Annotated in this window: 27 protein-coding genes; all 27 read right to left on the bottom strand. The window is 60.9% G+C overall.

The window, feature by feature from the left end:
* Positions 1-7 precede the first annotated feature (7 nt).
* The 27 genes from H4V96_RS07855 to H4V96_RS07730 all read right to left on the bottom strand — a co-directional run bounded on the left by H4V96_RS07855 (position 8) and on the right by H4V96_RS07730 (position 16129).
* On the bottom strand, positions 8-178 hold the full coding sequence (locus H4V96_RS07855) for a hypothetical protein (protein ID WP_196856787.1): 171 nt from the start codon (positions 176-178) through the stop codon (positions 8-10).
* Positions 179-308: 130 nt separating this feature from the next.
* Positions 309-461 carry a hypothetical protein gene (locus tag H4V96_RS07850; RefSeq protein ID WP_196856786.1) on the bottom strand — a complete coding sequence of 51 codons (153 nt, stop codon included), beginning with the start codon at positions 459-461 and terminating at the stop codon, positions 309-311.
* An 81-nt stretch (positions 462-542) separates the two neighbouring features.
* On the bottom strand, positions 543-872 hold the full coding sequence (locus H4V96_RS07845) for a hypothetical protein (RefSeq protein ID WP_196856785.1): 330 nt from the start codon (positions 870-872) through the stop codon (positions 543-545).
* A 110-nt stretch (positions 873-982) separates the two neighbouring features.
* Positions 983-1408: a hypothetical protein gene (locus H4V96_RS07840; protein WP_196856784.1), complete on the bottom strand. Its 426-nt coding sequence runs from the start codon at positions 1406-1408 to the stop codon at positions 983-985.
* Between the two features lie 114 nt (positions 1409-1522).
* Positions 1523-1975, bottom strand: a complete 453-nt coding sequence (locus H4V96_RS07835; RefSeq protein ID WP_196856783.1) for a hypothetical protein — start codon at positions 1973-1975, stop codon at positions 1523-1525.
* A gap of 91 nt (positions 1976-2066) precedes the next feature.
* Positions 2067-2567 (bottom strand): BRO family protein, encoded by a 501-nt coding sequence (locus H4V96_RS07830; RefSeq protein WP_196856782.1) that lies wholly within the window; start codon positions 2565-2567, stop codon positions 2067-2069.
* A gap of 67 nt (positions 2568-2634) precedes the next feature.
* A complete protein-coding gene (locus H4V96_RS07825; protein WP_196856781.1) occupies positions 2635-3042 on the bottom strand; it encodes a hypothetical protein in 408 nt (135 codons plus the stop codon).
* Positions 3039-3257, bottom strand: a complete 219-nt coding sequence (locus H4V96_RS07820) for a hypothetical protein (protein WP_196856780.1) — start codon at positions 3255-3257, stop codon at positions 3039-3041. The genes H4V96_RS07825 and H4V96_RS07820 overlap by 4 nt, the downstream gene beginning before the upstream one ends.
* A 7-nt stretch (positions 3258-3264) precedes the next feature.
* Positions 3265-3750, bottom strand: a complete 486-nt coding sequence (locus H4V96_RS07815; RefSeq protein WP_196856779.1) for an HK97-gp10 family putative phage morphogenesis protein — start codon at positions 3748-3750, stop codon at positions 3265-3267.
* Positions 3750-4097 carry a head-tail adaptor protein gene (locus H4V96_RS07810; protein WP_196856778.1) on the bottom strand — a complete coding sequence of 116 codons (348 nt, stop codon included), beginning with the start codon at positions 4095-4097 and terminating at the stop codon, positions 3750-3752. Before H4V96_RS07810 ends, H4V96_RS07815 begins: the two co-directional genes overlap by 1 nt.
* Positions 4097-4438 (bottom strand): head-tail connector protein, encoded by a 342-nt coding sequence (locus tag H4V96_RS07805; protein WP_196856777.1) that lies wholly within the window; start codon positions 4436-4438, stop codon positions 4097-4099. The genes H4V96_RS07810 and H4V96_RS07805 overlap by 1 nt, the downstream gene beginning before the upstream one ends.
* Positions 4439-4441: 3 nt before the next feature.
* Positions 4442-4603 carry a hypothetical protein gene (locus H4V96_RS07800; RefSeq protein WP_196856776.1) on the bottom strand — a complete coding sequence of 54 codons (162 nt, stop codon included), beginning with the start codon at positions 4601-4603 and terminating at the stop codon, positions 4442-4444.
* A gap of 52 nt (positions 4604-4655) precedes the next feature.
* Positions 4656-5906, bottom strand: coding sequence for a phage major capsid protein (locus H4V96_RS07795; protein WP_196856804.1), 1251 nt, complete (start codon positions 5904-5906; stop codon positions 4656-4658).
* A 32-nt stretch (positions 5907-5938) separates the two neighbouring features.
* Entirely contained in the window at positions 5939-6790 is an 852-nt protein-coding gene (locus H4V96_RS07790) for a head maturation protease, ClpP-related (protein ID WP_196856775.1), read from the bottom strand.
* Entirely contained in the window at positions 6768-8081 is a 1314-nt protein-coding gene (locus H4V96_RS07785; RefSeq protein WP_196856774.1) for a phage portal protein, read from the bottom strand. Before H4V96_RS07785 ends, H4V96_RS07790 begins: the two co-directional genes overlap by 23 nt.
* Positions 8082-8084: 3 nt before the next feature.
* Positions 8085-9773 (bottom strand): terminase large subunit, encoded by a 1689-nt coding sequence (locus H4V96_RS07780; protein WP_196856773.1) that lies wholly within the window; start codon positions 9771-9773, stop codon positions 8085-8087.
* On the bottom strand, positions 9770-10243 hold the full coding sequence (locus H4V96_RS07775) for a terminase small subunit (protein ID WP_196856772.1): 474 nt from the start codon (positions 10241-10243) through the stop codon (positions 9770-9772). Before H4V96_RS07775 ends, H4V96_RS07780 begins: the two co-directional genes overlap by 4 nt.
* Before the next feature lie 206 nt (positions 10244-10449).
* Positions 10450-10857, bottom strand: coding sequence for an HNH endonuclease (locus tag H4V96_RS07770; protein ID WP_280720839.1), 408 nt, complete (start codon positions 10855-10857; stop codon positions 10450-10452).
* Positions 10858-11017: 160 nt separating this feature from the next.
* A complete protein-coding gene (locus tag H4V96_RS22485) occupies positions 11018-11122 on the bottom strand; it encodes a DnaT-like ssDNA-binding protein (RefSeq protein WP_334686051.1) in 105 nt (34 codons plus the stop codon).
* Between the two features lie 5 nt (positions 11123-11127).
* On the bottom strand, positions 11128-12858 hold the full coding sequence (locus tag H4V96_RS07765; RefSeq protein WP_280720838.1) for an SGNH/GDSL hydrolase family protein: 1731 nt from the start codon (positions 12856-12858) through the stop codon (positions 11128-11130).
* Positions 12859-12895: 37 nt separating this feature from the next.
* The gene (locus H4V96_RS07760) at positions 12896-13336 is read right to left on the bottom strand and encodes a hypothetical protein (protein ID WP_280720837.1); all 441 of its coding nucleotides are present in this window, start codon (positions 13334-13336) and stop codon (positions 12896-12898) included.
* 186 nt (positions 13337-13522) lie between these two features.
* Positions 13523-13762, bottom strand: coding sequence for a hypothetical protein (locus H4V96_RS07755; RefSeq protein WP_280720836.1), 240 nt, complete (start codon positions 13760-13762; stop codon positions 13523-13525).
* Position 13763: 1 nt separating this feature from the next.
* Positions 13764-13910, bottom strand: a complete 147-nt coding sequence (locus tag H4V96_RS07750; RefSeq protein WP_280720835.1) for a hypothetical protein — start codon at positions 13908-13910, stop codon at positions 13764-13766.
* Positions 13911-14096: 186 nt separating this feature from the next.
* On the bottom strand, positions 14097-14588 hold the full coding sequence (locus H4V96_RS07745; protein ID WP_280720834.1) for a hypothetical protein: 492 nt from the start codon (positions 14586-14588) through the stop codon (positions 14097-14099).
* 64 nt (positions 14589-14652) lie between these two features.
* Positions 14653-15015, bottom strand: a complete 363-nt coding sequence (locus H4V96_RS07740) for a hypothetical protein (protein WP_280720833.1) — start codon at positions 15013-15015, stop codon at positions 14653-14655.
* 3 nt (positions 15016-15018) lie between these two features.
* Positions 15019-15309, bottom strand: coding sequence for a DUF4406 domain-containing protein (locus H4V96_RS07735; RefSeq protein ID WP_196856764.1), 291 nt, complete (start codon positions 15307-15309; stop codon positions 15019-15021).
* A gap of 307 nt (positions 15310-15616) precedes the next feature.
* Positions 15617-16129, bottom strand: coding sequence for a hypothetical protein (locus tag H4V96_RS07730; RefSeq protein WP_196856763.1), 513 nt, complete (start codon positions 16127-16129; stop codon positions 15617-15619).
* Between the last annotated feature and the right edge of the window lie 21 nt (positions 16130-16150).

Raw genomic sequence — 16150 nt, 5'->3', positions numbered from 1 at the left:
ACGGCCTTTATTGCAAAAACAGTTTCAGCGTGAGCGCCAAGCCTGCGCATGCAGAGCCGATGGCTATTCCAGTTGCCGCAATCACCGCAGCGGCAGCAAGCCGCTTACCTACAATCCCAGCATCCTTTGGGTTCATCTTTCCCTCCACCTTCACTTTATTTTTCGGGGTATACTTCACGTAAATTCACTTTCAAATTTGGCTTGATTGCTGAATTAAAAAAGCCCGAGACGTTTGCGCGTTCGGGCTTTTTGCTTTTTTCTTGCTATGCAAGAAACAACTCAAGGGCACGTGCTGATGTGCGGCGCCGCTACCACCAGCGAACCGCTTTCACAAGACCCTGTGACGAGAGCATCAGAATGGCGGCTCCAATGCTGAACTGAATCCACTTGTTTTTTACGAGTTCCATAATTGCCCCTTTTCCAAGCGCCTTGAAAATTCCAAGTAATACGGTAAAATCCATAAATGTTCTTTCGTAGTGGTGTACGACTGAATTAAAAAAGCCCGAGACGTTTGCGCGTTCGGGCTTTTTGCTTTTTTAGTGCTATGCAAGGAACAACTCCAGGGCGCGCGCTGCAGCGCGGCCTTGACTGGCGCGCAGCGGTGCCGACTCGCCCCATGGTGGTGGGCAATCGGTCTTACTGGCCTTGTGCGATTCGGCCACATAATCTGCTGACAGCCGGCGCAGCAGCCGGGCCTCCCACGGCTCCAGATCGACACCCGTGGCCAGCTGCCATGCCGCCATTTCAGCAAACGTCACCGGCACGGCGCCCATGCCGCCGGCCATCGCCGGGCCAAACTCATACAGGTAACCCAGCAGGTGCTGACCACAGTCGACAGGCGGCATTTCCACGTCGACCTTGCGCGCCAGCATTTCTTCGCGCCGGCTGGGCGCTTCTTCGTCATCCCGGCTGCCGGCGCGCCGCTCCTGATTTGGCCGAGCCGGTACCGCATTCAGCCAGGCGCCATGCCGGACAAACAGGCTTAGCTGTTCGCCGACGGCTTCGTAAAATTTGCCCAGTCATTCAGGTGGGCGTTGAGCTGCGAGTTGACGAAGCCCAGTTCGAGATCGGAATACACGGCCTTGTACAGCGCCTCGCCGGCCAGGCTGTCGATTTCGATGTTTTCGAACGATGCCGTGCAGGCCGCCAGAGTATTGGCCGCTTCTTCGGTGCGCTCTTCAGCGCTCTGTTTGTCCTTGCCCTTTTTCTTCATGCGGTCCATCAGCGCGCTGGTGTTGACGGCCGTGACCTTGGCAAATTGTTTCGAACCCGGGCCATACAGGGTGACGCGCATCGGACGGCTCAGGTCCGGCTTGCCGTCGGCGCCATCGGCATACATCAGTTCGTCGTTGCCGTCTTTCAGGTGGACGACGGAGGTGGCGGCAACTGCATATTTTTTGATCGACATGGTGGTTTCTTTCTTCGAGGGTAGGTAAATGCCCGTGCCAAGCCCGCCCGCCCCTCGAAGGGCGAAGCGGACCCGGTCGGTGCTGGGGTGGCCTGTGGCCGTGATGGTTGCCGCTTACGCGGTGAGGGTGTCGCTCTGGCGCAGCAGAGTGAAAGCGCCCTTGACGGTGTCGTTGCTGCCGCCCAGGTTTTCGACAAACTTCATCACCTGGGCGGTGAAGTAGCGAATGCCGCCACCCTGTTTGACGACCTTGAACGCCGGAATGGTGTAGTCGTTGGCCGCCGCTTCGATCAGGATCTGGCCGGCGTCGTCTTCGACCCAGGCGCATTCCATTTCTGCATTTGGCAGCTTGTAGCTGCCTTTCTTTTCGCGGTCGTGCGCGTTGCTGACGGTCGACAGCGTCGAGGTGCTGTACTCGCGCCCCTTTACACCACCCACGTTGGTGATGTCGCCCACCTCGATCCAGGTGAGGGCCGCATAAGCCGCCACCGTATCAGCAGCGGGGCGGGTCGCGCAGACGTACAGCTTGGTGCCCGCAACTGTCTCGAAATCATTTTCGAATGCCATTTTGATACCTTTCATTAAAAAAGCCCGCACGCAGGATTGCGGTACGGGCGGGCTGGAAAACCTGTGGTCGTAAAAAAACCGGCTTAGCCGGTCAGGTGAATTGCAGTGATGGTTGTAGTTTTTTGTCTATTTCGGCCAGCCTTGCTGCCAGTGGCGGCTTGCGCGACTGGTGCTCTTGCAACCCCTTCCCGCACATGCTGGCAAATCTAGCTTGCGCATCGACGGCAGCCTTGGCTTCGAACCATGCTGCCATTAGCGAACGGTTCGGCCCGGACTGAGCTTCGAGCTGGTCCAGCACCCAGGCGCGGAACTCAACGCCTTTGCGAGTGCGGGCGAACATGCCAATCAGGTGCGCGCCGCGCAAACTGAATAGACGGGCCTCGGCCGTAATGCCCGAGAACCCCGAAACCGGGGTCTCGACGAGCGCGGTCATGGAAGCCCGGAATTCCGTGCTATGGACTTGATAGATGCGCGACACCTTATCGCTACGGCTGTAGCCCAGCGCGGCTGCGATATCCGCAGCCGTGAGCCATGTCTGCCCGTCGCGCTCGATGATGCGCAGCTTTTTCCCATCGAATGTCAATTCACTCATATCGCCTTTCTGTGCCCATGGGGCGTAAAAAAAGCCGCACAAGACGGCTGTTGCTGTATTTTTACATCTAATTTTCTTCGACAAAGACCACCTTGAAGTCGCGCGACTGCTGATAAATGCCTGCATCGTCGTCGATAATGTCGGGGCCGACCACGTCGCGCATCACGCTGCGCACGGCAATACCTGCCACCGTGCCGGTATGCGCACCCGCGCCCAGCTTAGCGGCCTGCAGCACGGCCTTCTGGTCTGCATAGGTGCCGGCGTGCACCGTGAGCTGGACGCGCGCGGTGACCTGGACGGCGCGCTGGCCCAGCGACACGGTGGGCAGTTCACCCCGCCTGATCTCCGTCAGGCCAATGGCCGGCAGCGGCGTGCCCTGCGGCACGGTACCAGCCACGATGCGAGCGGCCGGTACCAAGGCCAGCACCGGAGCATGCGCGATCAGCAGCGCGCGGATCACTTTGATGGCGCTCATTTCTTGCTGCGCGCCTTGCCAGCGGCCGCCGGCGCCGGTGCTGCCTCGGCAATGATGGCTGCCACTTCGACGGCTTCGTCGCGTCGGAAATAGGCAGCAGCACGGCGCTGCCCGCGCGCGGCGTCGGTCATGGTGTATTCAGCGCCGGCCTGCAGTTCGATCACGGTCACGCCATCGATCGAGCCGGGCATGGTTTTCAGCATCTTGATTTTCATGGTGGTCCTAATCGGTTTCAGCCGCTGGCACATTGATGCCTTCGGCGGTCAGGCGCTTGCGGATCTGTGCGCCCACGGCGGCGATGGCGGCGTCCGGCTTGGTGTCGAACGCCGGGCGAATGAAGGGGTGCGCCTTGGCGCCCGGGTGGTGCACCACCCGGGCGCGGGTCTGGCCAATGACCAGGGCGCCCTTCTTTTTCGGCACGATCTTGTGCGGCTTGGTGCCGAACTCGACCATGTGGCCATACCAGGCGCGCTTGTTGCCTACGCGCACGGATGCCGACACTTTGCCGCCCTTGGCCTTGGTGACCACGCGCACGCTGCGGCGAAGCTCGCCGCTATCGACCGGGATGTTTTCCTGCACCTCGGCCTTGAACACGTTGGCGCCCTGGCGCAGCGCCGAGCGCATGATGTTGCGCTCGATCTTGGCCGGCAGGGACTTGAGGAAGTCGTCCAGCGCCTTGCCGCCGGTGATGTTGCGGTCGTCTGCCATTATTGCCCCTGGGTTGAATACTGCTCGATGGTCATTTCCAGCCATTCCCGGCGGCCGATCTCGGCCGGGCCACCAACGATCTGGAAAACCACATCGGTGTCGCCATGCAGCGTGATGCGCATGTCGGACGTGATGCCGCGCAGGTAGCGCATGCGCAGGCGCGCCGGGCGCGTGGCCACAGCCAGGCCGTCTTGAACCGTTTCCGACTTACTGGGCAAGGCATCCTGCACCTGGGCCGGCACGCGCGCGGCGAACGGCGCCCAGCCGCCAGGCTGCGGTCCATATTCGCCTTCAATCATGCCTGGGCGCTCGAAGGTGACGCGCCGATCCAGTTGGCCGGCGCGCATCAGATGCCATTCCCGATGCGGTGCGGGCGCAGCAGCTCGCGCGCGCCAAGCGGCAACTGCGCCACCGATACGGCCAGCACACTGTCCTCGCGGTTTTCGTACATATCGCCGAACAATTTCAGGATGCCGACCTTGATATCGTCCGTGATGACCATGGGGAATAGGCCGGCGGTACCGGCGTCGACAGCCGCCGCCATCGTTTCCGCATCGGCGTACACCTGGCGGTTCAGGTAGGTCAGCGCGGCGCTTTCGGCGGCCGACAGGATCAGGGGGATCACGTCGTCCTCGTCGGTGCCGACGATGCGCTGATAGCCCTTGGCCAGATCAGGTGTCAGGAACATGGATTACTTGTCCTTTTTCTTCGACTCGACCGGTTCAGGCACTTCAAGCACTCCCAGGCTCAGCGCCGCGTCGACCAGCTCGAGCGGGCATTCGTCGCCCGGTTGGAACGTTTCGGGATAGATTTCGCCGTCGCGCACGCCACGGAACTCTTTGCTGAAAATCATGGTGATTCCTTTCGAGGGTCGCACCGGGCCTGGCAGACCCGGTGCTGGTGGTTTAGGCTGCGACCGTCAAGGCCTTGAGCACGTCGGGGTTCATCAGGCCGCCGCCGACGCGCTTGGTGGTGTAGAAGTGCACGTACGGCTTGTTGGTAAACGGGTCGCGCAGCACGCGCACGCCGGTGCGGTCGACGATCATGTAGCCGCGCTTGAAGTCGCCAAACACGATCGGTTTGGAGTTGGCGGCGACGTCGGGCATGCCCGCCATCTCGGCAATGCCATAACCCAACACAGTCGCGGGGGCGCCCGCTTCGAAAGACGGCTGCCACAGGTAATTGCCCTGGCCGTCTTTCAGTTTGCGGATGGCCGCCTGCGTGTTGCGGTTCATCGCCGCACGTGCATTGGCTGTATACTCGCCCGGCAGGGCATACACCAGGTCGATCAGGCCGTCGGCGGTCAGCGTCGACGCCGCACCGCTCTTGACGGTCTTGATGTCGCCCCATGGGTGGGCCGCCGCGTTGGCGCCGCCGGTGATGTAGGTCAGCAAGCCGTTCGGTTTGTTGGTGCCATTGCCGGTCAGGAAGGCAACACCTTCCTGGATCGAAAACTCGGTTTCGACTTCCGACGCCAGCCATGCTTCCAGGTTCACAGCGGAATCATCCAGCATCTGCTGTGTAGCGGCCGGGTTCGCGTACAGCTCGCCCGTGTTGTAGGCCAGGCTGCCGAGCGTCGGTCCGTTGGTTTCAGGACGTAGCGCCGTTTCGCCCACCCAACCAGAATTCGTGCCGCGGTTGTTGAACAGCTTGCTGAAACCATTGGTGCTGATGTTCTGGATGAAGCACAAGGCGCGCATCGGCGAGACCACCAGCAGGCGGTCGGTGATGGTGCGGTCCCATTCGACCGGCGCCAGGTAACCGCCTTCGCTGGCCGTGCCCTTGTTCAGCGAGGCCTGCACTTCACCCTTCTTGAAGTGCGCACTGAAGGCTTCGGTATATTCCTTGTCCTTCAGAGCGCCGGTGGCGCTGTTCATTTGCGCCGCAACGATTTTTTCATTTGCGGCATCGACAGCGGCCTGCAATTTGGCGATGTCGGCATTGATGTTGTCTACCTTCAGTGCCTGCAGCGCGTCGGCGTTACCCTTCTTGATTTCGTCCAGCTGCTTGGTGTGCTCGGCCTTGAAATCGTGGAAGGCCTTGTTCACGCCTTCGATCAGCGCATTCACTTCGCCGTCGGCGCGCACGGCAACAATGCCGCGCGGGATGGGTTGGCCGGCCTGGGCGGCGTGCGCCGTCAGGGCGCTGGCGATCATCGCCGTGGCGATGCCGGTCATCATTACTTTTTTCATTTGGTGCCTTTCAGATTGTTGATCAGGGTTTGCAGTGACGCTGCTACTTCTTTCGTGCCAGCGCTCGGCATGGCGTTTTTTCCAGCAGCGCCCGGCGTGCCAGAAAACAAGGACTTGATGGCTTCGCGGCGCACCGAACGGGAATGCCCCGCCCGGGCCATGGCCGCTTCCACCATCGCAAGATATTTCGTGTCGGCGCTGGCCTCGGGATCGTGGCCCATCTGCTCGCGCGCCAGGATTCCGCTGGCAAAGCCTTGCTCGACGGCTTGGGCTGCGCCCAGCCAGCTTTCCTTGTCCATCATGGAGGCCGCTTCGGCCGCGCTTAGCCCGGAACGGGCGGCGTAAACCGAGGCCATGGCCGCATCGAACGGTGCCAGCTGCTCGGATGCCTTGATCATGTCGTGGCGGTTGCCGATCGCCATTGCCCATGCGTTATGGATCATCAGGAATGCGCCGTCGCCCATCAGGATCTCGTCACCGGCCATGGCGATCACGGAGGCGGCCGAGGCGGCGATGCCCATCACCTTGACGGTCACCTTGGCCTTGTGCTCGCGCAGCAGGTTATAGATGGCCACTCCCTGGAAGAAGTCGCCGCCAGGCGAATTGACGTTCACCGTCACGTCGCGCGCGCCGATATTGCGCAGTGCGGCCGAAATGCGCTTGGCGGTCACGCCCTCGCCGTCATGCGACTCGCCGATGCGGTCATAGATCGAAATGCTGGCGCCGTTGTCTTCCGCAGCGGCGCGAATGCCCGGCTCCCAGCGCTCGAGCGCATCAGGGCGCATGTCGAACTGGATGGCGCTCAGGCCCTGGGCGGCGTTGATCTCAGGCAGTTTTAACAGGGTCATTGGGTGTCTTCGCTTGGTTGGCGGGCGCGCGCAGCTCGTCGGCGCCCTTGTCGGTGGATCGCGCCAGGTCTTGCAGCTCGCGCACTTCGTTTTGCGTCATCCATGGCGCGTGGCCACCGGAGCCCAGCGCCTTGGTAAAGAATTCGGCCTGGTCCTTCAGGGTGCCGCGCAGCAGCGCGCGCTCGTTGAACTTGGCGCGCAGCTTCTTGTTGTCGTCCTTCGACAGCAACGTGCGCTCGATGCCCTGCTCCCAGATCGTGAACCAGTGCTGCAGCGAGAACTGGATGAACAGGATGGCCAGCTGCTCGATGCCACTGCCCCAAGAGGTATCGTCCATCATCAACAGCGGGCGCGGCACGCCCATGGCGCGGGCAATTTCCTCGATCTGGTGGTTGCGGTTCTCTATGTGCTGGGCGTCAGCGGCCGTCGTGGCCCACTGCTCAGCCTTCAGGCCCTCTTCCAGGATCATCCACTTGCCTGCATTCTCGGCGCCGGTCTTCTCGTTGATCGAGTCTTGCAAACGCCCAAAGGCTTTGTCGGTGAGCGCGCCTGCCGCCGAGAGCGCCCCGCCGGCCATGACGCCATTCTTGAACAGGCGTGCTGCAGCCTTCTCGGCCTGCTGCGCGATGCCGATGGCTTCATGCGCCAGGCGCACGCGGGACAGGCCCGTCACGCCATCTTCGGACAGGTCGCGCAGGTGGAATACCTCTTCCGCCGGCAGCGGGACTTGGTGTCCATCCTTGCGGGTGTACGTATAGACCATGTTCCAGCTGTCATCCAACTCAGCCTTGACGCGGCCCGGACACATCGGAATCAGGCGTAATACCTGGCCGCGCGACCAGATCACGCGTGCATAGGCATTGCCGTGCATCATCACGCGCAGCTGCATCAGCGCCTTGAATTCGTAGGCGGTCTGCCAGCTGTTCGGCTTGGCCTTCAAAATGTCGTACAGCGGGTGCTCGGTGGCATAGCGTTTCTCGTCGCCGCGCTCGACCAGGTTGAGCGGCAGCATGCCGATCGATTCCGAGATCAGCGTCACGCAGCGCAGCAGGGCCATGTTCTGCAGCGCCTTCGACGCGTTGACGTAAGCGCCCGAGGCGGTTTCGCCACCCGTGCGCATGAAGGCCAGCAGGTCGGGATCGTCCAGGCCGGCAAACAGGTGTCCGGTCGACGCCTGGATACTCGGCGCCACCGGTGCTGCGGCGGCCGGCTCCGAGACTTCGCTCACATCGCTTGGGCGTGACTGTGCCTCCGGCGCTGCTGCTGGCCGGAAGAAATCTAAAATGCTCATGGGTTAAACAGTCCTTATGCCGCGCGATTCATACACCGAGCCACCTTGCGCCGGCGGATTCAGTTCCATCAAAGAGACAGCGTCGAAGGCCGCCATCAGCGGGTCGATCTTGGCGGACCCGGACGCCTGCTTGGTAATCAAGATGGCGTTACCTCGCGGCTCGACCTTGGCATTGCCCACGCACCAGGCCATCATCGGCTGGCCGCCGTGTTCGATCACGCCCTCGGCCAGCTTACGCTCGGTGGTCTTGATCGCGCCGCCGAGGCGCCAGCCCTGCGAAATGGCGACAATTTTTTCCTGCGGTATACCGGCCTCGACCATCGCATCGAGAATGGCGCCGATGCCGGCCGAATCACAGCCGACCTTGTCGAGCAGCCCGGATTGCTCCACTTGCAGCACGGCCGCCGCCACCTGCTCGACGTCCTCGCCGATGCGCTCGACCAGCACCAGGTCGCCCTGCTTGGCGAAATCCTCGAATCGGGCGGCCTCGATTTTGCGCCGCTCCATCACCGAAGGGTGCGCCCATGCCCGGGTCCACAGAAGCCAGCGGCGCGTTTCGCGCTCGCGGCCGATTACTGCCAGGCCCAGCAGGTCGTCCAGTCCACCGCCATCGATGCCGACGGTGGCCACTTCGCTGCGCGCCAGCAACTCGTCCAGGGTCAGCGCCGGGCGCAAGCCCTGCTGCTCCCAAAAGTCGGCGCCAGGCCAGCGGTTCGACATCAGCGCCAGGCCGATCTGCACATTCAAGTGCTTGGCCAGGAAGCCGCGGAATTCCACTTCGCCCTTTTCCTGCGCCTGGCGGAAGCCTCGCTCGATGAATTCCTCATCGACCGACGTTCCCATATTCGGGTTCGTCACGTAGGCGTTCGCCACTTCTCGGTGCGCACCTGCCTTGAGCATGCTCTCCGGGAACTCATACAGCAACGGGTAAAACGCCGGGTCATGAATCCGGCCATCGCGCACGCCGCGCGCATACAGAAGCCGCGACAGAAATGCGCCGGCCGGTGGATCGTCCGACTGCGTGGTCGCAAAGATCACAAATCCCTCGGGCCGCGAGGCCAGGCCGCCAGTCGCCTCCAGCAGCATGGCGTCTGCGCGCGGGTTTTTACCGAATAGCCACAACTCGTCGACAAACACGCCGATCGCCTTCTTGCCCGACACTGTTTCGCCGTCGGCGGCCACCACCTTGAGCGTGGCGTTGGTGGTCAGGTGCGTGATGGTGCGGATATGATCCTGCACCTTCAACAGCACAGCCAACTCGTCGTCGGCGCGGATCATGGCCGCCATCGGTTTGTAGCTGTTGTCTGCCACCTCTTTCGTAGGCGCCAGGACGATGTATTCCCCTTCCAAGCGCCAGTTCAGCAGCAGCGCCGTGATCATGATCCCGGCGGCAATCGTCGACTTGCCGTTTTTCTTGCTGATCAAGAGCATGAACTCCTTGATCAGCCGGCGCCCGGTCTCGGCGTTGTAGGCGCCGAAGATCGCCGCCACGAAATCGAGCACCCACTCACGCACCACGTCGCCCATGCGCGGACTGCCCGGCGCATCGACCATGCGCAGCTCTTTGAAAATCGCCAGCGCTGCCTCGGCCTGGTCAGGATAGAGCGGTGGGCACGGCGTTAGCGGCAAGCCAGCGACTATGCGCGTCTCCCAGTCGTGGCATGCTGTGCTCCACTCCGGGTATGGCGTCATTTACCGCCACCTGATACCAGGCGCGGCGGTGCTGGCGGCGCGCCGAACCGCCCACTGGCAGCTTTCTGCGCCGCATCCAATTTTTCCTCTTTCTTGCCGGTCTCGCCTGGCTTCTTGTGCACGAAGGGCATCAGCGCCTTGGCGGCATCAATGCGCAGCTTCTCGCCCAGTTCAATATCGTTCATCGCTGCCATCAGGAACGTTTTTGGGTCCGTGTGCTGCAACGCGCGGTTCAAATCGAACGTTGGGCGTGGCGACGGAGCGGCTGGCGGCAGCGCCGCAGGCGTACCAGGGACGACATTGGTGCGCGCCGCCTTCAGGTACTCGGCCACGGCCGGATCTTTAACAAGACGCGAGCCAGCAGCCGATGCCGTGGCCGCGCTGTACCCGGCCACAATCGCCGCATCCTTATTGCTGCGGCCAGCCAAAACGGCATCGGCGAACGCACGCTTTTTGCCTGTTAAAGCCATTAACAAAATCCTCAGTGAGGGAAAAATTCTGCGCGTGGGAGAGGACGCGGTCTAGATCGGCGAGGGGTCGAGGACTTTTCACTCCCCCCTCCCCCCCCTCCCCTGATATTGCTTTTTTGAAATGTTTCTCTTGATCAGTGTTATTATTTTGCAACATGTGAAATATTTTCTTTTTGGAACATTTCTTGATGTTGCTTTTGTGCCATCTATTCGCCGCGCCGTTGGGCCGCCTCTTCGCGCTGCTTGTCTGCGCTATGGTGCATGCCGCACAGCGACTGCCAGTTGGCCTTATTCCAGAACAGCGCTTGGTCGCCTCGATGCGGCTCGATGTGATCGACCACGGACGCCATAGGCACAGCCAGACCCACGTCTGCACAGTGCAAAATGGCCGTGCTGGGCGCCATGTCACGAATGGCGGCATAGAGCGGATCACGCAGGCAATACACGCAAAACGGGTGGCTACGCAAATAGCCGACACGGGCCTTCTGCCAGGCGTAGCCGTAGCCGCGCTTGGTGCTGCTAGCAGTAGACGAGCGCCACGAGCTTGCGGCCAGCACTGGAACGCTGCCAGGCAGAACTGCAAGGCGAGACTTCAGGGTGGTGAGGCGCACCATCAGATGGCTACCGGCTTGAACGTCAAGCCCTTGCGAATCCAGTAGTCGACTCGATCCATGTTCGGCTCAACATCGAGTAGGAAGGACAGTGCGCGAACCGTGTTCAGATAGGGGAAAAGCCACCATGCTACGCGAATCTCGATATGCCCCACGGTGACGCTCACTCTTGGCCACCTAGGCTGGCACAGCGCACGTCTGCTGCGGCAACGCTGGCGTAGGATTCGGCGTCGGGGAGGCCGGCGCCGGTTTCGGTGATAATGGTCATGGGATTTAGCCTACTTTGCGCATTTCAAAACCTTGTACCGTCATGGTCCCGCTTCCGCCCGCCAGGGTTCCAACCTCCGCGCGCATGAACATGGAGGCGTTGCCGCTGCCGCTGTAAGGCGGGACCACGAAACGCGGCGTCTTGAGGTGCAGCGTGTGGTTGCCATCCGGGATAGAAGTTGAATCAGTGAAAAGCCCGTAATGCGACCGCGCCGCCGTACCGTCGTTGATGTTCGCCCGGATACTTACGAATTGCAGATTCACCCCGTTTGCAATCACTACCTTTGCCCTGCCTTCGAGAATGTCACCGGGCTGTAGCTGGGGTGTCGTCCAGTTACCACTTGCAATGAAGTCGTCGTACAAGTAGTGAGTTGTAAGCGCGGTCATTATGCAAGATGGGTCTGAGCGGCTCTGCCCGTTCGCCAGCGCGCGCGCTGCCTTGGACCAGCTTCCGCCGGCAGTGGTCATGCCGGTCGGGGTCGTTGTTCCACCCTGCATGAGCGGATTACACAAGCCCGCGATGTTGAAGCAAACTCCAGTTGGATTGTTCACCCGGTCAAAGATATCAGACTGCAGCGTAGCAAATTTCAGTTGCGGCTGAATGCCGCGTGCGATGTAGTAATTCGCTATCGCCATGCCTTCGAGCCAGGCGCCCCGGCCGTTCGGGTGCAGCACCGAGTCATACATCAGGGCGGGGATGCAGTTGCCGAACGCCGTGGTGTTGTCGCCATATACTTCGCTCACCGGGATGAACTCAATGGTGCCAGAAAGCGACAGTTGGTACAGCCATTCGTTCAGGTGTTGATTCTGCTGCTTTGCCGCCGTAGTGGCGGCATCGTTTCCGCGCGGGCGAATTCCAGTATGCACGGGAATGATGCCCATCGCCCGGAGTGCTTGAAACAGCGCGCTGTAGTTCGCCTTAATCTGGCTGATGGTGAACAGGCCGCTATTGGTATCATTTGTGCCGCACGACAGGAACACGCGGGAATACCGGCGCGTCGCATGCCGCGCCGCCAGGGCTGGGAGTTGGGTAGCGATGATCGCGTCGATGGTCGATCCGTACACTGCGACGTTGTCGGTTGGCTCAAAATTCCATGACCACCCGAGATAAGAAAGCGCCACGCAAACAGGCCCGCGCTGATTGTAGCTCAAGCTGCCGGCGATGATGCTCGTGCTCTGCTGAGCGATCGAGTCGCCCATGATAGCGACGTTCGAACCGTAGAACTGTGGGGTTTGCACTCCCGCACCTGGGATTGCCAGCGGCGCGCCATATCCGTCGAACTGGAGAATAGTCGGTACCAGCACCGCATCCCCAGCCGTCGCGGCAACACTCCCTACTGAGCACGCGACCAGAAACTGCTGCTCCCCAGCATACGGCCCGATAGGCGCAAGCGCACCCGCGCCGACCGGCCAGGATTGCAGAGAATTCGTGCCACCCAGCACAGGATCGAGGCGGTAGACGACGCCAGCGGTACCGGCCGAGCCGCTGATGTTCAGGACTTGGCCTTCCGGCAGCAGCACGGGCGCTTGCTCGGCGGCGCGTAACGTCAGTGAGCCAACAGCGATCTGTACCGCCTGCAAACGTAGACCCGGACGAGGAATAAAGTATTCGAACCCGCCAGTTAGATTGGCTGACGCTTGGCCCGACGCGATCATGCCCGCTTCGGTGCTTGCTTCGAATGTGGCGATGGCGCCAACAGGGCGCTGGGCGTATGGTTTCAGCAAGCGGACGGTCATGGAAGCGGCTTTCTTTCAGTTGGTTTTACTTGCAACTTCATTTGCTTACGATGCCAGTAGCCTGGCCAGGCGACGCACCACCATTAAGAAAATGGGATAGCCACACGTCCACGTTCGCGCGCCCCGCTGCATTCATCAATCTGGCGACGGCGGCCAGGTCATCCGCAGTCAGCGCAATACGGACCTCCAGCGCGAGCACATCATCGGCATCAGTTGCCATGCGCACGCCCGCGAGCGTGTTGGCTGGAAGCTTGAAGTGTGCGACAACGGCGCGAGCGAACTCGATACCGGTATGGAAATCAATTTGGCTCATGTGACTATCTTTCGATTTGTGTGACCTTGGGTACCAGCCCGGCCGCCGCACTGGCAACACACGCTGGGCAATGGGTAGCAGTATGAGTGCGATAGTGGCGCCACCGATTGCCGCAGCTGTCAGCGCGATGGTGATAAGCATCCGGCGCAAGTCGATATCGAACATGCGGCACCTCAAATAAAAAGGCCGCTGGCGCATGAATGCAGGCAGCGGCTAAAGCCAGGGAAGGCGGAGAAAGTGGAGTTCCAAACAAAAAAAGCCTGCGACCTAGAGGTGGCAGGCTTCAATATTTCCGGGCGCAGAAAGTCCCGATGAGCGAATCTTACACCGCTTGCACGGCGTGCGCAAGGGTCAGCATGCCACGCGACCCTTGAGTATTTCGTACAGCCTGTACACGGCTTGGTCGAAGATGGCGTCGAATTGGGCGCGCCAGACACAGCGCGTGTTCAAGCCGAAACAATGGGTAAGCGCCTGCAGCAGTCGATGCGCCTCTTCGGCCTGGGCCAGTTGTGCTGCCAGCTGGTCGATGCGGTGCATGTCGCCGGCCTTGCTGGCACGGGTGATCAGGTCTCGGTAGTGGCGTGGCTTCATATCACGCGGTCCAGGTATGCAGCGTAGGCTTGGCCGGTGCCCACATCCATGGCCACGCCAGCAGTATGAGTGCGATAGTGGCGCCACCGATTGCCGCAGCTGTCAGCGCGATGGTGATAAGCATCCGGCGGAAGTCGATATCGAACATGCGGCACCTCAAATAAAAAGGCCGCTGGCGCATGAATGCAGGCAGCGGCTAAAGCCAGGGAAGGCGGAGAAAGTGGAGTTCCAAACAAAAAAAGCCTGCGACCTAGAGGTGGCAGGCTTCAATATTTCCGGGCGCAGAAAGTCCCGATGAGCGAATCTTACACCGCTTGCACGGCGTGCGCAAGGGTCAGCATGCCACGCGACCCTTGAGTATTTCGTACAGCCTGTGCACGGCTTGGTCGAAGATGGCGTCGAATTGGGCGCGCCAGACACAGCGCGTGTTCAAGCCGAAATGCATCATCACTGCCTCGCGCTGCATTACCGGCAATTCCCACACTGCCGTGTGTACCTCGCGCACCAGGCGCTTGTTCACCTCGATCTCCATGTCTTCGAAGGAGTGTATGCGCGCATCGGGTGCGCCGAGGCATTGTCGTGGCACGCCCTCGGTCAGCGGCTCACTGGTCCGCATCCAGTCGGCCCACCGGTCGAGCAGCGACAGCACGTTATCGTGGTGCCGCTCCAGCACCGTGCGTGGCTGAATCGATGGAAGGACCGGCCCGCGCACTGCTGGCGCAGGCGTCACCAACTCGGACAAAGGATCGACATAGTCGTCAAAGATCACATCAGGTACTGGTGCGCTCTTGCCGGCCCATCCCAGCGTAATTTTTTCTCGTTTCATTCCATTCCCTTGACTGTTTTGCCATTGCGGGCGCTATCGCCCTATTCTTATTACTGCTAGACAGCTACCACTTGATGCTGCCGTCCTTGCCCCACACTGGGAAGGCATACGCCGCCACGGTGCACACGACCGAAAGAAGCAAGTGGACCGCCGGCATGGTCCCGCGCACGGTGTAGTCGATGCCGCTATACCATCCGATAAAAATCCAAAATAAGAACATCGCCACTGTCGCGATGGTTCGCATCGATATCTTGCGCGGGCTGGGGTGCTTCACTTCGTTATACATTTCATTCCCTGATTGATTGGCGCCGCTAAGCGCCGGGGCAGATTCCATCTTTAACCGATGATTCACAATAATCATGAATATGAGGAAATATGCGGCTTGCCGGGGTGGTCTTCGCCACTTTCCCGCCAACGCTTTTGCCATTTCCTATGCTGGGTGCAGCGTCACCGCCAGGCTCAGCTGCGTGGCGATGTGATGCTCCAGCGTCGCGCCGCGCGACACCTCCCAGCCAGGCAACAGGTGGATGCCATCGCACGTCACCAGCTCGGCGATATCGCGCCGCATACACGCTTCCCACGACGTCGTCTGATCTGGGTTCACCTCGGCAGGGTTGATCACGGTATGGCCCTGGGCGCGCAGCTCAGCGGTGGCCGCATGGAACGCGGGGAAGTTGAGGCCCGGCATGCCGGTCATCGGGCCTGCAATGTAGATTTTCATGGTTTTTCTTTCTCGATCAAGGGCGCCGTAATTAAAATTGCCCGTTTAGGCCTTGTCTCCCCAGTTCGCACCCACCGGGCAATGCCCAATTCGCACGCACTCGTTAGGCAGATGCCGTTTGCCATGCCAGCATGCGTGACCCGGCCACCACAACCGCAGTGACAGGCGCGCTGCCGCCCAGGACGCCTGGGTTTCTTCTCGCTGTAACGGACGTTTCCAGTAGATGAAGCGATGCGGCCCCATCCATCCGTGCCGCCGGTTGCCGCCGCACGTAAGGCCGCCGGGTTTAGTTTGTTCAGGTCGACCATCAGGATTGCTCCACAAACGTGATTTCATCGGGCTGGCGCGGGGTCGCGTCGCCCATCAGGTAAATCGAGGTGATTGCTTCCAGCGCCATCAAGTCAATGAGGGCTGCGCGGATCAGTCCGCCATTCTGCTGGGCGGCTTCCGGAACTTCGTCCTGCGCTTGAATGGCCGGCAGCACGCCAGTGCCGCTGCAAGCTGCACACCTGCCCTCCCACTCGCCATCTTGGTAGTGCGTTGCCCCGTGACCGTTGCATGGAGGGCACTCAACCACAGCCTGAACGCGTTCGCGCTCGCCTGCCACCACCGGGCATGCTGCAAGTAACGGCTCCAGCGCGGCACGCAGCCGCTCGCGCAGCTGGTCAGCATCATGGAATTTGATGGCGATAGCGCGCAGGTCATTCACCACTTCGCGCAGGACGTGATCTTTTGGCTTCAATTTATTCTCCTGGTACCGGTTCGATTGCCCCTGAATCAGGGCCGGAAACGCCATCAACTGATGACTGATGATAATCACTACAATGTGTATTCATGCGGC

Origin of the sequence: Janthinobacterium sp. CG_23.4, assembly GCF_029892305.1 — a bacterium.
GTDB lineage: Bacteria > Pseudomonadota > Gammaproteobacteria > Burkholderiales > Burkholderiaceae_D > Janthinobacterium > Janthinobacterium lividum_D.
This window is presented reverse-complemented; position numbering and strand designations above follow the sequence as displayed.

Excerpts from the sequence above, each read along its gene's own strand:
- H4V96_RS07850 (WP_196856786.1), bottom strand. The coding sequence starts at position 461 with ATGGATTTTACCGTATTACTTGGAATTTTCAAGGCGCTTGGAAAAGGG.
- H4V96_RS07845 (WP_196856785.1), bottom strand. The coding sequence starts at position 872 with ATGCTGGCGCGCAAGGTCGACGTGGAAATGCCGCCTGTCGACTGTGGT.
- H4V96_RS07840 (WP_196856784.1), bottom strand. The coding sequence starts at position 1,408 with ATGTCGATCAAAAAATATGCAGTTGCCGCCACCTCCGTCGTCCACCTG.
- H4V96_RS07835 (WP_196856783.1), bottom strand. The coding sequence starts at position 1,975 with ATGGCATTCGAAAATGATTTCGAGACAGTTGCGGGCACCAAGCTGTAC.
- H4V96_RS07830 (WP_196856782.1), bottom strand. The coding sequence starts at position 2,567 with ATGAGTGAATTGACATTCGATGGGAAAAAGCTGCGCATCATCGAGCGC.
- H4V96_RS07825 (WP_196856781.1), bottom strand. The coding sequence starts at position 3,042 with ATGAGCGCCATCAAAGTGATCCGCGCGCTGCTGATCGCGCATGCTCCG.
- H4V96_RS07820 (WP_196856780.1), bottom strand. The coding sequence starts at position 3,257 with ATGAAAATCAAGATGCTGAAAACCATGCCCGGCTCGATCGATGGCGTG.
- H4V96_RS07815 (WP_196856779.1), bottom strand. The coding sequence starts at position 3,750 with ATGGCAGACGACCGCAACATCACCGGCGGCAAGGCGCTGGACGACTTC.
- H4V96_RS07810 (WP_196856778.1), bottom strand. The coding sequence starts at position 4,097 with ATGCGCGCCGGCCAACTGGATCGGCGCGTCACCTTCGAGCGCCCAGGC.
- H4V96_RS07805 (WP_196856777.1), bottom strand. The coding sequence starts at position 4,438 with ATGTTCCTGACACCTGATCTGGCCAAGGGCTATCAGCGCATCGTCGGC.
- H4V96_RS07800 (WP_196856776.1), bottom strand. The coding sequence starts at position 4,603 with ATGATTTTCAGCAAAGAGTTCCGTGGCGTGCGCGACGGCGAAATCTAT.
- H4V96_RS07795 (WP_196856804.1), bottom strand. The coding sequence starts at position 5,906 with ATGATCGCCAGCGCCCTGACGGCGCACGCCGCCCAGGCCGGCCAACCC.
- H4V96_RS07790 (WP_196856775.1), bottom strand. The coding sequence starts at position 6,790 with ATGACCCTGTTAAAACTGCCTGAGATCAACGCCGCCCAGGGCCTGAGC.
- H4V96_RS07785 (WP_196856774.1), bottom strand. The coding sequence starts at position 8,081 with ATGAGCATTTTAGATTTCTTCCGGCCAGCAGCAGCGCCGGAGGCACAG.
- H4V96_RS07780 (WP_196856773.1), bottom strand. The coding sequence starts at position 9,773 with ATGACGCCATACCCGGAGTGGAGCACAGCATGCCACGACTGGGAGACG.
- H4V96_RS07775 (WP_196856772.1), bottom strand. The coding sequence starts at position 10,243 with ATGGCTTTAACAGGCAAAAAGCGTGCGTTCGCCGATGCCGTTTTGGCT.
- H4V96_RS07770 (WP_280720839.1), bottom strand. The coding sequence starts at position 10,857 with ATGGTGCGCCTCACCACCCTGAAGTCTCGCCTTGCAGTTCTGCCTGGC.
- H4V96_RS22485 (WP_334686051.1), bottom strand. The coding sequence starts at position 11,122 with ATGACCATTATCACCGAAACCGGCGCCGGCCTCCCCGACGCCGAATCC.
- H4V96_RS07765 (WP_280720838.1), bottom strand. The coding sequence starts at position 12,858 with ATGACCGTCCGCTTGCTGAAACCATACGCCCAGCGCCCTGTTGGCGCC.
- H4V96_RS07760 (WP_280720837.1), bottom strand. The coding sequence starts at position 13,336 with ATGTTCGATATCGACTTGCGCCGGATGCTTATCACCATCGCGCTGACA.
- H4V96_RS07755 (WP_280720836.1), bottom strand. The coding sequence starts at position 13,762 with ATGAAGCCACGCCACTACCGAGACCTGATCACCCGTGCCAGCAAGGCC.
- H4V96_RS07750 (WP_280720835.1), bottom strand. The coding sequence starts at position 13,910 with ATGTTCGATATCGACTTCCGCCGGATGCTTATCACCATCGCGCTGACA.
- H4V96_RS07745 (WP_280720834.1), bottom strand. The coding sequence starts at position 14,588 with ATGAAACGAGAAAAAATTACGCTGGGATGGGCCGGCAAGAGCGCACCA.
- H4V96_RS07740 (WP_280720833.1), bottom strand. The coding sequence starts at position 15,015 with ATGGCAAAAGCGTTGGCGGGAAAGTGGCGAAGACCACCCCGGCAAGCC.
- H4V96_RS07735 (WP_196856764.1), bottom strand. The coding sequence starts at position 15,309 with ATGAAAATCTACATTGCAGGCCCGATGACCGGCATGCCGGGCCTCAAC.